The sequence below is a fragment of the Polynucleobacter yangtzensis genome, assembly GCF_027924165.1.
Classification (GTDB): domain Bacteria; phylum Pseudomonadota; class Gammaproteobacteria; order Burkholderiales; family Burkholderiaceae; genus Polynucleobacter; species Polynucleobacter yangtzensis.
Map to the genome: position 1 here is coordinate 1603032 of NZ_AP026973.1, position 12628 is coordinate 1615659.

Genomic DNA, 12628 nt, shown 5'->3' on the forward strand with positions numbered 1-12628 from the left:
CTTACTTGGCGAGTGCGGCTTTTACCAAACCAGAAACTTTGCCCATATCTGCTTTACCAGCCAATTGGCCTTTAAGAACGCCAATCACCTTACCCATATCCTGTGGGCCAGCAGCGCCAGTAGAAGCAACGGCAGCCGCTACAGCAGCCTCCACTTCAGCATCAGATAGCTGCGCCGGCAAGTACGTCTGCAAGATCACCATCTCGGCAGCTTCAATCGCAACCAAATCATCGCGCCCAGCTTTTTCAAATTGAGAGATGGAATCTTTGCGTTGCTTAATCATTTTTTCAACAGTAGCAATCACACCGGCATCATCGACTACGATGCGCTCATCAACTTCGCGTTGCTTAATCGCCGCCAACAAGAGACGAATAGTTCCTAAGCGCTCAGTTTCTTTTGCGCGCATAGCGTTTTTCATATCTTCAGTAATTTGATCTTTTAGACTCATGGCTTTATTCCTGATGTTGAATGTATCTAGCGATTAAAAAGCAAAAACCCGCTGCGTTTCACCGTCAGCGGGTTTCAAAGCTTCTCGGTGAAGAGAGCTTTTAAATTCTATTAGTAGAGCTTCTTAGGCAACATTTGGCTGCGAATGCGCTTGTAATGGCGCTTAGCAGCTGCAGCCTTCTTACGCTTACGCTCAGCCGTTGGCTTCTCGTAGAACTCGCGCGCACGCAAGTCTGTCAAAAGGCCATTCTTTTCAATGGTGCGCTTGAAACGGCGCAATGCCACTTCAAATGGTTCGTTTTCGCGGAGGCGGACTGTAGTCATACTTATTTAACTCGTATATGCTCGATAAATATCGAAAAATTAACTGAATTGCGATTCTAGCACGACCAAGCGAAAAAATGATTGTTTTAGGAATAGAAACTTCTTGTGACGAGACTGGGGTGGCTTTATACAACACCACTCCTTGGGAAGAGGGTAAACCGGCATTCCAGGGCATACTGGGCCAGGGTTTGCACTCTCAGATCGCCATGCACCGGGACTATGGGGGCGTTGTCCCGGAATTAGCCTCCCGAGACCATATTCGCCGTGTTTTACCCCTTTTAGACCAATCTTTAGCCCAATCTGGGCTCAAATTGACCGATATTGATGCCGTGGCCTTCACCCAAGGCCCAGGACTGGCTGGCGCCCTCCTGGTGGGCAGTGCTTTTGCCAAATCCCTTGCTCAAGGGCTTAATTTGCCCTCAATTGGGGTTCATCACCTAGAGGGACACCTACTTTCCCCGCTTTTGGGTCAAACAGCCCCCCAATTTCCGTTTATTGCCCTTCTTGTTTCTGGAGGCCATACCCAACTCATGAAAGTCTCCGGCATTGGGCAATATGAGCTGCTGGGCGAAACATTAGATGACGCAGCAGGCGAAGCTTTTGATAAGACCGCCAAATTACTTGGACTCGACTACCCAGGTGGCGCTGCAATTTCTAAATTAGCCGAGCAAGGACGCTCCGGTATTTTTGACTTACCAAAACCGATGCTTCATTCAGGTGATTTAGATTTTTCTTTTTCAGGATTAAAAACTGCCGTTCTCAATCAAGTTAAAAAGTTTGAGGATAAAAAGATTGTCGACACATCTGGAGTGGCGCAGTTTCATGCGGACCTCGCCAGATCGTTTGTCGACGCAATTGTTGCAGTACTGGTGAGTAAATCTGAAAAAGCACTCAAGCAAACAGGTTGCAAACATCTAGTGCTTGCCGGTGGAGTGGGCGCTAATTTGCAACTGCGCAGCGCATTAAATGAAAAAGCTGCACGAAATGGTTTTGAAGTGCACTACCCACCAATAGAACTATGCACCGATAACGGCGTGATGATTGCATTTGCTGGAGCACTACGAATGCTAGCCAAAAATAATGGCTCCACAACATCTGGAGCCTTTGATATCAAACCCCGCTGGGATTTGCAAAGCAATAACTTAATTTAAGAACGCATTTAAGTATTTAGCTTACTAGTTGGTCAATTATTTCTTATGGCTGATGCGGGCAAATGCACTGTGATTGTGAATGGATTCAAAGTTCTCAGCCTCAACCACAAACGACTGGATGCGCTGATCCGCCTTGAGGTTGCCAGCCACATCACGCACTAAGTCTTCTACGAATTTAGGGTTGCTGTAAGAGCGCTCTGTTACCCACTTCTCGTCAGGGCGCTTGAGAAGACCCCACAACTCACTGGATGCTTCACTCTCTGCTGCGGTGACTAAATCCTCTACTGTCATTTTTGTTTCAGTGTCGAGCACTACAGACATCGTCACATGTGAGCGCTGATTATGGGCACCAAAATCAGAAATCTCTTTTGAACAAGGGCACAAACTCATAACTGGAACTTGCGCACGTAAACCTAATTCCACATCAGCATTGCCATTGGCATTTTGTTTAGCTGTAGCCATCCAGGTCACTTCGTAATCCATCAAGCTTTCCACACCAGACACTGGCGCTGCTTTTTTTACAAAGTGAGTGTATGTAAATTGCACATGCCCTTCTTTGGCATCAAGCAATGGCAACATCTCACGAACCATCGCCACTACAGAAGTGCTATCAACTGCGATATCTTGTTTTTGCAACAAAGCCATGAAGCGCGACATATGCGTGCCCTTCACATGCGCAGGCAGAGCAACATCCATTTCAAAAGTACCAACAGATGGAAAGTTACCAGTCTTGCTACGAATCGTCAGCGGGTGACGTACGCCACGAATTCCCACCTGCTCAATTGGCAAAGCACGCTCATCCAAAGTGGATTGCACGTCAGGCATTGCGCTAGGCTTCAAAAAAGCGGGGTTCATGTCATTCATGGCTCTATTTTCAGGCAAAACAGGCTTATTTGCCTACAAGCACAGAATTTTGGGTCAATATCGCTGGAAAACGTTGTTTGATGGAGTTGGCAATACCCTCTACATCTAGGCCGCACTTGGTCATTAGCAAGCTGTAGTCGCCATGCTCAATAAATTCATCGGGAAGACCCAATTGCAAGAGGGGCTTATTTATTCCGAGATTTGATAGTGCTTCCAAACAAGCGCTACCAGCACCACCAGCAATTGCCCCATCTTCAATGGTCACAAAATAATCATGATCAGCTGCCAAGGATTGAATCAAATCCACGTCCAGCGGTTTCACAAAACGCATATTGGCAACAGTGGCATTAATACCTTCAGCAACTTCAAGCGCAGAGTAAAGCAAAGTACCAAACGCTAAGATCGCTACACGCTGACCGGATGGAGCAGTCGATTTGCGACGAATCTCACCCTTACCTAATGGCAAGGTGCGTAATTCTTTTGAAGGTACTGCGCCAACACCTGCGCCACGTGGGTAGCGAACTGCACTTGGATGTGGCTGATGGAATGCAGTGGTTAATAAATCACGGCATTCAGCTTCATCTGCTGGAGTCAGAACCAGCACATTAGGAATGCAACGTAAGAATGGAATGTCGTATGCACCAGCATGGGTGGCGCCATCAGCACCTACCAAGCCTGCGCGATCAAGTGCGAATAGTACTGGTAAATCTTGCAATGCGACATCGTGAATGAGTTGATCGTAGGCGCGCTGCAGGAAAGTGGAATAAATTGCCACCACCGGCTTCATGCCTTCGCAAGCCATTCCGGCCGCAAAAGTCACCGCATGCTGCTCAGCAATACCAACGTCGTAGTAACGCTTGGGAAAATTCTTTTCAAATTCAACTAAGCCAGAGCCTTCGCGCATCGCTGGAGTAATACCAACCAGTAATGGGTCAGCATGCGCCATATCGCACAACCACTCACCGAATACTTGAGTAAAGGTTTTTTTGCTAGCGGCAGGTTTTTTAACACCCTCCTCAGGATTGAATTTGCTTGGGCCGTGATACAGCACTGGGTCCGCTTCAGCTAACTCGTAACCCTGACCTTTTTTAGTCACTACATGCAGGAACTGTGGGCCACGCCCTTCAAGCGCCAAACGACGTACGTTCTGCAGCATTGGAATCAAGGCATCTAAATCATGACCGTCAATCGGACCAAAGTAATTGAAGCCAAACTCTTGAAAGATGGTAGATGGAGACACCATGCCTTTGGCATGATCCTCAAGACGTTTAGCGAACTCACGCAAAGGTGGCGCAATAGATAAAACACTATCAATGCCTTTTTTAGTTGCCGAATAAATATTGCCACTCAGTAATCTAGCAAGATGGCGATTGAGCGCGCCCACTGCTGGAGAGATCGACATATCGTTGTCGTTCAAAATCACCACAAGCGGCAAGTCGTCATACACACCCGCATTGTTCATCGCTTCGAATGCCATGCCGCCAGTCATCGCGCTATCGCCAATTACAGCTACAGCAACATGTCGCTCGCCTTTAGTTTGAAATGCACGAGCCATACCCATTGCTGCTGAGATACTGGTGGATGAGTGACCAGTACCAAATGCATCAAACTCACTTTCAGCACGATGCGGGAATCCAGAAAGGCCTTTGTACTGACGCAAGGTATTCATGCGCTCACGACGGCCCGTCAAAATCTTGTGTGGATAACTTTGATGACCTACATCCCAAACAATGCGATCTGCAGGTGTATCGAAGACGTAATGCAAAGCGATCGATAACTCTACTGTTCCCAAATTGGAGGATAGATGCCCACCCGTTTTAGAAACAGAATCCAACACAAACTCACGCAACTCATCCGCCAAAGCAGGAAGCTCTTCGCGTGAGAGTTTTTTGAGATCGTCAGGTGAGTTAATGGAATGTAAAGTCATTGAATCTAAATAATCCGTACCAATGTATTTCTTTTGTTGCTCTCTTATTTACCGCGATTGACAACCAAGAGGGCTAAATCTTTTAATGCCTGCGCTGATGCGCCAAAACTATCTAAGCTAGCGATCGCTACCTCTTGTAGCTCTTTAGCCTGCTTCTGCGCATAGTCTAAACCCATCAAGGTCACATAGGTGGGCTTATTGGCAGCAGCGTCCTTGCCGGCAGTCTTGCCCAATGTTTGACTATCTGCGGTGGCATCCAACACATCATCCACAATCTGAAATGCCAATCCGAGGGCTTTTGCATAGCTTGCGAGATGAGCCATTTGCGCGGAGCTTAGGTTTGCACAAATACCCCCCAATTCCACTGCACATGACAACAAAGCACCTGTCTTCATGGCATGCATTTGCTTTAAACCTGGAAGATCTAACTTTTTACCAACGCTCTCCAAATCAATTGCCTGGCCGCCAGCCATGCCGCGCGATCCTGAGGCAGCAGCCAAAGCAGCAATCATTTTTAGACGTACCTGCGCATCGCAGTTGGCATTAGCCAGAATTTCAAAAGCGCGGGTTTGTAATGCATCTCCAACCAATAGAGCGGTTGCCTCATCAAAAGCTTTGTGCACTGTTGGACGACCGCGACGCAAATCATCGTCATCCATACAAGGTAAATCATCATGCACCAAGGAGTAAGCGTGAATACATTCAATCGCAACAGCAGCCGCATCCAAAGACTCGGCCTGCGCTACATCCGACTGATTGCCCAGTTGACCTGCCGCATAAACCAGCAGTGGTCGTATACGCTTGCCGCCACCCTGCGCTGCATAACGCATCGCCTCATGCAAACGATGAGGAATGGTTTGAGCAGAATCAAGCAAACGATCTAAGGCCAACTCAGTTCGCTTAGATTGCGAACTAACCCACTCTTGAAATTGAAAAGCAGTATTCATTAAGCCTCGAATACGCGAACCTGCTGCTCAACTTGAGCCAACATGCCCTGACAGTGTTTTAACAAAGCTGCCCCACGTTGATAGGCCAGCAGAGTTTCTTCTAAAGAAAATTTTCCAGATTCCATGTCAGAAATGAGCTTTTCCAGCTCTTTAACAGCTTGTTCGTAGCGCAAATCTGGGTCAATTTGGATCTCTAGACCGGATTTTGAACTCTCAGACTTCTTGGTTGCCATAAGCTTATTTCCTTCGTATTTCCCACACGGATAGCCCTACATATTAAAGCGAGAAGCCCTTTGGATGGGTATAATCCACCCCTTCCTTTCCAATATCGATCCGTCGATGGTTGGATTGGTTATTCCGCTTAGCTTCGGCTGACGTTTTCGGGGGTGGGGAGAATGACTAATCTGGCTACCGCGCAGCAGCTTGCGCCGTCCAATCTACAACTGCCGGTTTCGGCATATTTTGACGCTGACTTGTATCAGCGGGAAATTGAACTGCTTTTTAAGCAGGGTCCAGGCTATGTTGGCCACGAACTCATGGTGCCTGAAGTTGGCTCCTATCAAACTTTAAGCGCAGAAAACGAAGGTCGCATCCTCGTTCGCAATGAATCTGGTGTTGAACTCCTTTCTAATGTTTGCCGTCATCGCCAAGCACTCATGCTCAATGGTCGCGGCAAAGCAGACAATATTGTGTGTCCATTGCATCGCTGGACCTATGATTTAGGTGGCAATCTATTAGGTGCCCCACACTTTGAAGATAAGCCTTGTTTAAATCTTGGCAAATCTCCTTTAAAAAATTGGCAAGGCTTGCTGTTTGAAGGCCCACGTGATGTGCGTACTGATCTCGCTAAACTTGGTGTGGCTGATGATCTAAAGTTTGATGGTTATGTTTTAGATCATGTTGAAGTACATGAGTGCAATTACAACTGGAAAACATTCATCGAGGTGTATCTCGAGGACTATCACGTTGTGCCATTTCATCCAGGCTTAGGTAAGTTTGTTTCTTGTGAAGATCTGCATTGGGAATTTGGCGATTGGCATAGCGTACAAACAGTTGGTATTCATAAAGATCTACAGACACCAGGCTCCCCAACCTATCGCAATTGGCATGAAGCAGTTCTGCGTCAATTTGACGGCAAAGCCCCGCGCCACGGTGCTATCTGGCTAACCTACTACCCTAATGTGATGGTTGAGTGGTATCCAGGAGTCCTCTGCGTGTCGACACTCCATCCAATGGGACCAGGTAAAACTCGCAACATTGTTGAGTTTTACTATCCCGAAGAAATTGCTCTTTTTGAACGCGAGTTTGTTGAAGCAGAACGTGCCGCCTACATGGAAACATGCATCGAAGATGATGAAATCGCAGAGCGCATGGATCAAGGACGCGCAGCTCTTTTAGCTCGCGGTATTAATGAGGTAGGCCCATATCAAAGTCCAATGGAGGATGGCATGCAACATTTTCATGAATGGTATCGCCGTGTCATGAACTTTGAAGGCGCATAATCAAATAAGGTTTTATCGTTTTACCCAACAATCTCGTCACTAAATATAGGAAGCATCATGACTCCTCTGATCTCAGCTAACCAGTTAGAAGAAATCATTAACAGTGGCGAGAATGTCTTGCTCTGTGATTGCCGTTTTGATTTAGTCGATCCTTTGATGGGCAGAAAATCTTACGAAGAAAGTCACATTCCGGGCGCAATCTACGTCGACCTGGATAAAGATTTATCTGGCGCTAAAAATGGCACCAACGGTCGCCACCCTCTTCCAAGCCCTGAAGCTTGGGCCAAAACAAAAGCTCGTCTGGGCATCAGTCCAAACACACTGGTGGTTGCCTATGACAAACAAGGCTCCGTATACGCTAGCCGCCTATGGTGGATGCTTAAAGCAACTGGTCATGCCAATGTTCGCGTCTTGGATGGTGGCTTAGATGCCTGGAATGGCCCTATGGGGTCGATACCCAGAGCACCAACCCCTTGCAATCAACCTATTGCACCCATGCCCTATGCGGGGCTCGTTTTAGTCGATGAGGTTGTTGCCAATCTGGAGACTAAGAAAAACAAAATTATTGACGCAAGAGGTGAAGATCGCTTCCGCGGTCAGAACGAAACGCTTGATCCTGTAGGCGGACATATTCCAGGGGCGATGAATCGCTTCTTTAAAAACAACCTCAACGCTACTGCTTTTAAAACTCCAGAACAATTATTTAAGGAGTTTTCAGAAAGTCTTGGTACAACAAAGCCCTCTGAAGTGATTCACCAATGTGGATCCGGTGTGACTGCTTGCCATAATCTTCTGGCTATGGAGCTAGCTGGATTTAAAGGTTCACGCCTTTACGCAGGCAGCTGGAGTGAATGGTGTGCTGACCCCAAGAGGCCAGTTGAACTCTAAGCGTATTTTTCGTTAATGCAGTAGAGAGAGTAAGACGACAAACCCTACGCCACAAGCAATCAAAATTGTTTGACGCAGTGACTCAGCCCAATGTGGGCGACGGTGCATTTGCGGAATCAGATCACTCACTGCTATATAAATAAAGCTGCTAGAAGCAATGACTAGTAAATAGGGCATCGCAGCATGCGCTCGCTCTAAGAAGAAATATGCCAAAACCCCGCCAACAACCGCTGCTAAGCCGCAGATGAAGTTATAGAGCAAGGCGCGTGCGCGTGAGAATCCCGCATTGAGCAACACAATGAAATCGCCGATCTCTTGAGGAATCTCATGGGCAATGATCGCAATAGCAGTGAAGATGCCCAGTTGATAATCCGCCATAAAAGCTGCAGCAATCAAGATGCCATCAACGAAATTGTGTATACCATCGCCAACCAAAATCATCCAGCCACTACGCCCTGCATTTTCCGCATCATGCCCATGGTGATGATGGTGACCATCACCTTCGTGATGATGGTCATGACGCAACAAAGCAATTTTTTCGAGCAAGAAGAAACCCAACAATCCTGCAAGCAAGGTAGCAAAGAGAAGCTGAGGATTTACACCCTCCATGCTGAATGCCTCTGGCAACGAGTGCAGCAAAGCAGTCGCCAGCAAGATTCCGACCGACAAGCTCACCATATTGTTTACCATCTTTGAAAGCACGGCTAACGAGCAGCTTGCAGCAACCAGGGCGCTTGCAGTACCCGCTAGCGCGGTCACCAGAAGAATGGTTTGTAAAACTGACATACTAATTAAGCTACTCCGTTTTTCTTAAACCAAGCCAGGCACTTTTCCCAACCATCTTTTGCAGGACCCTCACGATAAGTGGCGCGGTAATCTGCATGGAAGGCATGCGGAGCATCTGGATACACTTCAATGATCGACGCTTTGGCAGCAGGATTTTTTGGTGCTGCTTGTGCCAATGCGGTGCGCATTTGCTCCACGCTCTCCAAAGAAATGCCGGTATCTGCGGCGCCATATAAACCAAGTACTGGCGCCTTTAAGTCGGCAGCAATATCTACGGGATGACGTGGACTATTTTCAGTCTTCTCACCAATGACGCGACCATACCAGGCTACGCCAGCGCGAACTTGCGGCAAGGTTGCAGATAACCAGGTGATACGGCCACCCCAACAGAAACCAGTCACACCAACTTTTTTCAGATCGCCACCATTTTTGCCAGCCCAAACTAATGCAGCCTGCAAATCATTCAAAACCTGTGAGTCCGGAGTTTTTGCAACAATATTTTGCTGAATTTCAGCTACCGTTCCATAGGTATTAGGATCACCAGCACGAGTAAAAAATTCCGGGGCAATCGCAAGGTAACCCATTTTTGCAAAACGTCTTGTGACGTCAGCAATATATTCATGCACGCCAAAAATCTCACTCACCACGATCACGATAGGTAGAGCACCCTTTGCTTTTTCAGGACGAGATACATAGGCAGGCATCTGAAAGCTACCTACTGGAATCATCTGCTCGCCTACTTTAAGACCCTTGAAATCAGTTTCAATAGCTGCAGCCATAACTGGCTCAGATGCCGCTACAAATCCTACGCCAAGAGCGGTAGCGCCAATGGCTGATGTCTTCATAAAATTGCGTCGACTATTTTGAATTTCTTTACTCATTTTTTGTCTCCTCGCTTGAATGTTTATTACGATTCTTAATGCGCTTCTTCCCAATTATCGCCAATCCCGATACTAACCACCAAAGGCACCTTCAATCGAGCCACATGGCACATTAAATCGGGTAATTTGGCCTGCAGCAGATCAATCTCATCTAGAGGTACATCAAATACCAATTCATCATGTACCTGAAGCAGCATTTTCGTTTTTAACTGCTCTTTTTCAAGCCAATCTTCTACAGCAATCATGGCTAACTTGATGAGGTCTGCAGCAGTGCCTTGCATTGGGGCATTAATAGCTGCGCGTTCAGCACCCTGGCGACGGGGTCCATTGGAGCCCTTAATCTCGGGCAGCCAAAGGCGGCGCCCAAAAACCGTTTCGACATAACCATTCTCTCTAGCTTCAAGACGGGTGCGCTCCATATATTGAGCAACCCCTGGATAGCGATCAAAGTATTTAGCAATGTAATTTTGCGCGGCTGATCGTTCAATACCCAAGTTACCCGCCAAACCAAATGCACTCATACCATAGATCAAACCAAAGTTAATCACCTTGGCGTATCGGCGTTGCTCAGAATTCACATCATCCAAAGGAACACCAAAGATCTCTGCAGCGGTGGCTTGGTGAACATCCTTGCCGTCTCTAAATGCAGCTAAGAGATTTTCATCCTCAGCAATGTGCGCCATGATGCGTAGCTCAATTTGAGAATAATCGGCTGACAATAATTTGCAACCTTCTGCCGGAATAAATGCCTCCCGTATACGCCTGCCCTCTTCGGTACGCACAGGAATGTTTTGTAAGTTTGGATCGCTCGAAGCTAGGCGGCCAGTAACGGCAGTAGCTTGAGAAAAATTAGTGTGCACACGACCGGTTTTAGGATCAGCCATGCGAGGCAGCTTCTCAATATAGGTCGACATCAGTTTTGCCAAACTGCGATAGTCCAAGATGCGTGCTGGTAGTGGGTAATCCTCTGCGAGCTTTTGCAAAACCTCTTCATCAGTAGATGGCGCGCCAGATGGGGTCTTTTTAATCACTGGCAACTCAAGCTGCCCAAATAAAATCTCTGCAATTTGTTTGGGCGACTGAATATTAAAAGGTTGGCCTGCGAGCTTGTGGATTTCTCCTTCAAGCTCCAAAAGACGTTTGCCGACCTGCTGACCTTGTTTTGCGAGTAATGCAGAATCAATTCGAATGCCATTGCGCTCCATGATGCCAAGTACACGCATGGCAGGCATTTCTACCTTCTCATAAATGTAGAGTAGGCCTTGGCTTTCCTGAATTTGAGGCCAGAGCTCCAGGTGAAGACGCAATGTAATATCCGCATCTTCAGCCGCATAGTCGGTTGCAATCTTCAGATCTACCTGATCAAAGCCAATCTGATGAACCCCTTTGCCGCATACCTCTTCATAGCGAATGGTTTTCATACCCAGATGACGCTCAGCCAAGCTATCCATATTGTGTGGCAGATGGGACTCGAGTACATATGATTCGAGCAAGGTATCGAATGCAACGCCTTTTAATGTGATGCCGTAATTAGCGAAGATATGAGCGTCGTACTTGAGGTTTTGCCCGACCTTTAAATGTGCCTCACTTTCTAACCAAGACTTCATACGCGCCAACACCAAATCACGATCTAGTTGTACCTCGCCATTGCGATGAGCAACCGGAATATAGCAAGCCTCCCCTGGCTTTACTGATAAAGAAATACCCACAAGCTCTGCTGCTAACGCATCGAGACTAGTAGTTTCTGTATCCACTGCAGTCAATGCGGAAGACTCAATCTTTTTTAACCACTTCTCCAGTCCAACTTCATCGACCACACACTCATAGTTACGCTCTATAGCATCTTGAGAGTCGCGAGTTTCTTGTGATAAATCTTTAGTTGGCGCGCTCGCAATCACGCGAGTCTTTTTTTCTTCACCTGAAGCATTTTCGGAAGCGGTAATTGGGCTTCCCGCCAAATCAAATGCAGGTGCCTCACCCTTATCTGTTGGGCCTGTAAGCTGTTTTTCTACATCACGCAACCAAGTCTTAAATGCATAGCGCTCAAATAACTCCCGCAGCAAAGGGGCATCTTCTGACTTCGCATGCAAATCATCTAGCCCAGGCAGGTGAGGAGATAAATCGCAATCTGTTTTTACAGTAATCAGTTGACGAGCGTGCGGCAACCAATCGAGTGAGGCGCGAAGATTTTCGCCAACCACACCCTTAACTTGATCGGCATTAGCCATTAAGTTATCGAGATTGCCAAATTCTGCTAGCCATTTATTTGCTGTCTTTGGTCCTGCTTTCGGAACGCCCGGCACGTTATCGACGGCATCGCCGATGATGGATAAATAATCGACAATCAATTCAGGAGGCACGCCAAACTTTTCTTTAACGCCAGCAATATCTAACTTCTCATTTGTCATCGTATTAATTAGAGTGACGGAAGGATTTACCAATTGCGCTAAATCTTTGTCTCCAGTGGAAATAATGGTTTCCCATCCAGCTTGAGTAGCTTGGCAAGCCAAAGTGCCAATCACGTCATCCGCCTCGACACCGCTCACCATGAGCACAGGCCAACCTAATGCTTTGACCATGGCATGAATAGGCTCAATCTGCTTAACCAGGTCTTCAGGCATGGGGGAGCGATGGGCCTTGTAATCAGAGTACATTTCATCACGAAAGGTTTTGCCCTTGGCATCAAAAACACAGGCAATATGGTCGGCTTTGAGCTCAGAGCGGGCCCTGCGCATCATATTGACCATGCCGTAGATAGCCCCAGTAGGCTCTCCAGCCCCATTTCTGAGGTCTGGCATGGCGTGGAAGGCACGATAGAGGTAGCTAGAGCCGTCTACCAACAAGAGTCTATGTTTAGTCATACCGCAATCGTACAATCTAGTTGTGAATTGCCTACAGGTCTGGTTAAGGA

The 12628-nt window shown here is 47.2% G+C and carries 12 protein-coding genes; 3 read left to right on the top strand and 9 right to left on the bottom strand.

What is annotated here, in order from left to right; translation table 11 throughout:
* Position 1: 1 nt before the first annotated feature.
* The gene (locus QMF28_RS08065) at positions 2-448 is read right to left on the bottom strand and encodes a GatB/YqeY domain-containing protein (protein ID WP_216212315.1); all 447 of its coding nucleotides are present in this window, start codon (positions 446-448) and stop codon (positions 2-4) included.
* 110 nt (positions 449-558) lie between these two features.
* The gene (gene rpsU / locus QMF28_RS08070) at positions 559-771 is read right to left on the bottom strand and encodes a 30S ribosomal protein S21 (RefSeq protein ID WP_011903537.1); all 213 of its coding nucleotides are present in this window, start codon (positions 769-771) and stop codon (positions 559-561) included.
* Positions 772-848: 77 nt separating this feature from the next.
* Between rpsU and tsaD the strand changes: the two genes are divergently transcribed.
* The gene (tsaD, locus tag QMF28_RS08075) at positions 849-1922 is read left to right on the top strand and encodes a tRNA (adenosine(37)-N6)-threonylcarbamoyltransferase complex transferase subunit TsaD (protein WP_281742223.1); all 1074 of its coding nucleotides are present in this window, start codon (positions 849-851) and stop codon (positions 1920-1922) included.
* A 36-nt stretch (positions 1923-1958) separates the two neighbouring features.
* Here the strand turns inward: tsaD and folE2 are convergent, their stop codons facing one another.
* The 4 genes from folE2 to xseB are packed head-to-tail and all read right to left on the bottom strand — an operon-like array spanning position 1959 to position 5893.
* The gene (gene folE2, locus QMF28_RS08080; RefSeq protein WP_281742224.1) at positions 1959-2786 is read right to left on the bottom strand and encodes a GTP cyclohydrolase FolE2; all 828 of its coding nucleotides are present in this window, start codon (positions 2784-2786) and stop codon (positions 1959-1961) included.
* A gap of 25 nt (positions 2787-2811) precedes the next feature.
* Positions 2812-4713: a 1-deoxy-D-xylulose-5-phosphate synthase gene (dxs, locus tag QMF28_RS08085; protein WP_281742225.1), complete on the bottom strand. Its 1902-nt coding sequence runs from the start codon at positions 4711-4713 to the stop codon at positions 2812-2814.
* A gap of 44 nt (positions 4714-4757) precedes the next feature.
* Positions 4758-5660 (bottom strand): polyprenyl synthetase family protein, encoded by a 903-nt coding sequence (locus QMF28_RS08090; protein ID WP_281742226.1) that lies wholly within the window; start codon positions 5658-5660, stop codon positions 4758-4760.
* Positions 5660-5893, bottom strand: a complete 234-nt coding sequence (gene xseB, locus QMF28_RS08095) for an exodeoxyribonuclease VII small subunit (RefSeq protein ID WP_216185795.1) — start codon at positions 5891-5893, stop codon at positions 5660-5662. The genes QMF28_RS08090 and xseB overlap by 1 nt, the downstream gene beginning before the upstream one ends.
* A 162-nt stretch (positions 5894-6055) precedes the next feature.
* On the opposite strand from xseB, the gene QMF28_RS08100 reads away from it, so the two are divergent.
* Complete coding sequence (locus QMF28_RS08100) at positions 6056-7162, top strand: aromatic ring-hydroxylating oxygenase subunit alpha (RefSeq protein ID WP_281742227.1); 1107 nt, start codon at positions 6056-6058, stop codon at positions 7160-7162.
* A gap of 57 nt (positions 7163-7219) precedes the next feature.
* The gene (locus tag QMF28_RS08105; protein ID WP_281742228.1) at positions 7220-8050 is read left to right on the top strand and encodes a sulfurtransferase; all 831 of its coding nucleotides are present in this window, start codon (positions 7220-7222) and stop codon (positions 8048-8050) included.
* 12 nt (positions 8051-8062) lie between these two features.
* Here the strand turns inward: QMF28_RS08105 and QMF28_RS08110 are convergent, their stop codons facing one another.
* From QMF28_RS08110 to polA, 3 genes are read right to left on the bottom strand one after another with little or no spacing between them, the layout of a single operon-like run.
* Positions 8063-8836: a ZIP family metal transporter gene (locus QMF28_RS08110; RefSeq protein ID WP_281742229.1), complete on the bottom strand. Its 774-nt coding sequence runs from the start codon at positions 8834-8836 to the stop codon at positions 8063-8065.
* A gap of 5 nt (positions 8837-8841) precedes the next feature.
* Positions 8842-9717 carry a dienelactone hydrolase family protein gene (locus tag QMF28_RS08115; protein ID WP_281742231.1) on the bottom strand — a complete coding sequence of 292 codons (876 nt, stop codon included), beginning with the start codon at positions 9715-9717 and terminating at the stop codon, positions 8842-8844.
* A gap of 35 nt (positions 9718-9752) precedes the next feature.
* Complete coding sequence (gene polA, locus QMF28_RS08120; protein WP_281742232.1) at positions 9753-12578, bottom strand: DNA polymerase I; 2826 nt, start codon at positions 12576-12578, stop codon at positions 9753-9755.
* Positions 12579-12628: the final 50 nt, after the last annotated feature.

What these genes read in the sequence shown, in the direction of transcription:
- xseB (WP_216185795.1), bottom strand. Translation starts at nt 5,893, where the DNA reads ATGGCAACCAAGAAGTCTGAGAGTTCAAAATCCGGTCTAGAGATCCAA.
- QMF28_RS08090 (WP_281742226.1), bottom strand. Translation starts at nt 5,660, where the DNA reads ATGAATACTGCTTTTCAATTTCAAGAGTGGGTTAGTTCGCAATCTAAG.
- QMF28_RS08110 (WP_281742229.1), bottom strand. Translation starts at nt 8,836, where the DNA reads ATGTCAGTTTTACAAACCATTCTTCTGGTGACCGCGCTAGCGGGTACT.
- QMF28_RS08115 (WP_281742231.1), bottom strand. Translation starts at nt 9,717, where the DNA reads ATGAGTAAAGAAATTCAAAATAGTCGACGCAATTTTATGAAGACATCA.
- rpsU (WP_011903537.1), bottom strand. Translation starts at nt 771, where the DNA reads ATGACTACAGTCCGCCTCCGCGAAAACGAACCATTTGAAGTGGCATTG.
- QMF28_RS08100 (WP_281742227.1), top strand. Translation starts at nt 6,056, where the DNA reads ATGACTAATCTGGCTACCGCGCAGCAGCTTGCGCCGTCCAATCTACAA.
- QMF28_RS08105 (WP_281742228.1), top strand. Translation starts at nt 7,220, where the DNA reads ATGACTCCTCTGATCTCAGCTAACCAGTTAGAAGAAATCATTAACAGT.
- QMF28_RS08065 (WP_216212315.1), bottom strand. Translation starts at nt 448, where the DNA reads ATGAGTCTAAAAGATCAAATTACTGAAGATATGAAAAACGCTATGCGC.
- tsaD (WP_281742223.1), top strand. Translation starts at nt 849, where the DNA reads ATGATTGTTTTAGGAATAGAAACTTCTTGTGACGAGACTGGGGTGGCT.
- folE2 (WP_281742224.1), bottom strand. Translation starts at nt 2,786, where the DNA reads ATGAATGACATGAACCCCGCTTTTTTGAAGCCTAGCGCAATGCCTGAC.
- polA (WP_281742232.1), bottom strand. Translation starts at nt 12,578, where the DNA reads ATGACTAAACATAGACTCTTGTTGGTAGACGGCTCTAGCTACCTCTAT.
- dxs (WP_281742225.1), bottom strand. Translation starts at nt 4,713, where the DNA reads ATGACTTTACATTCCATTAACTCACCTGACGATCTCAAAAAACTCTCA.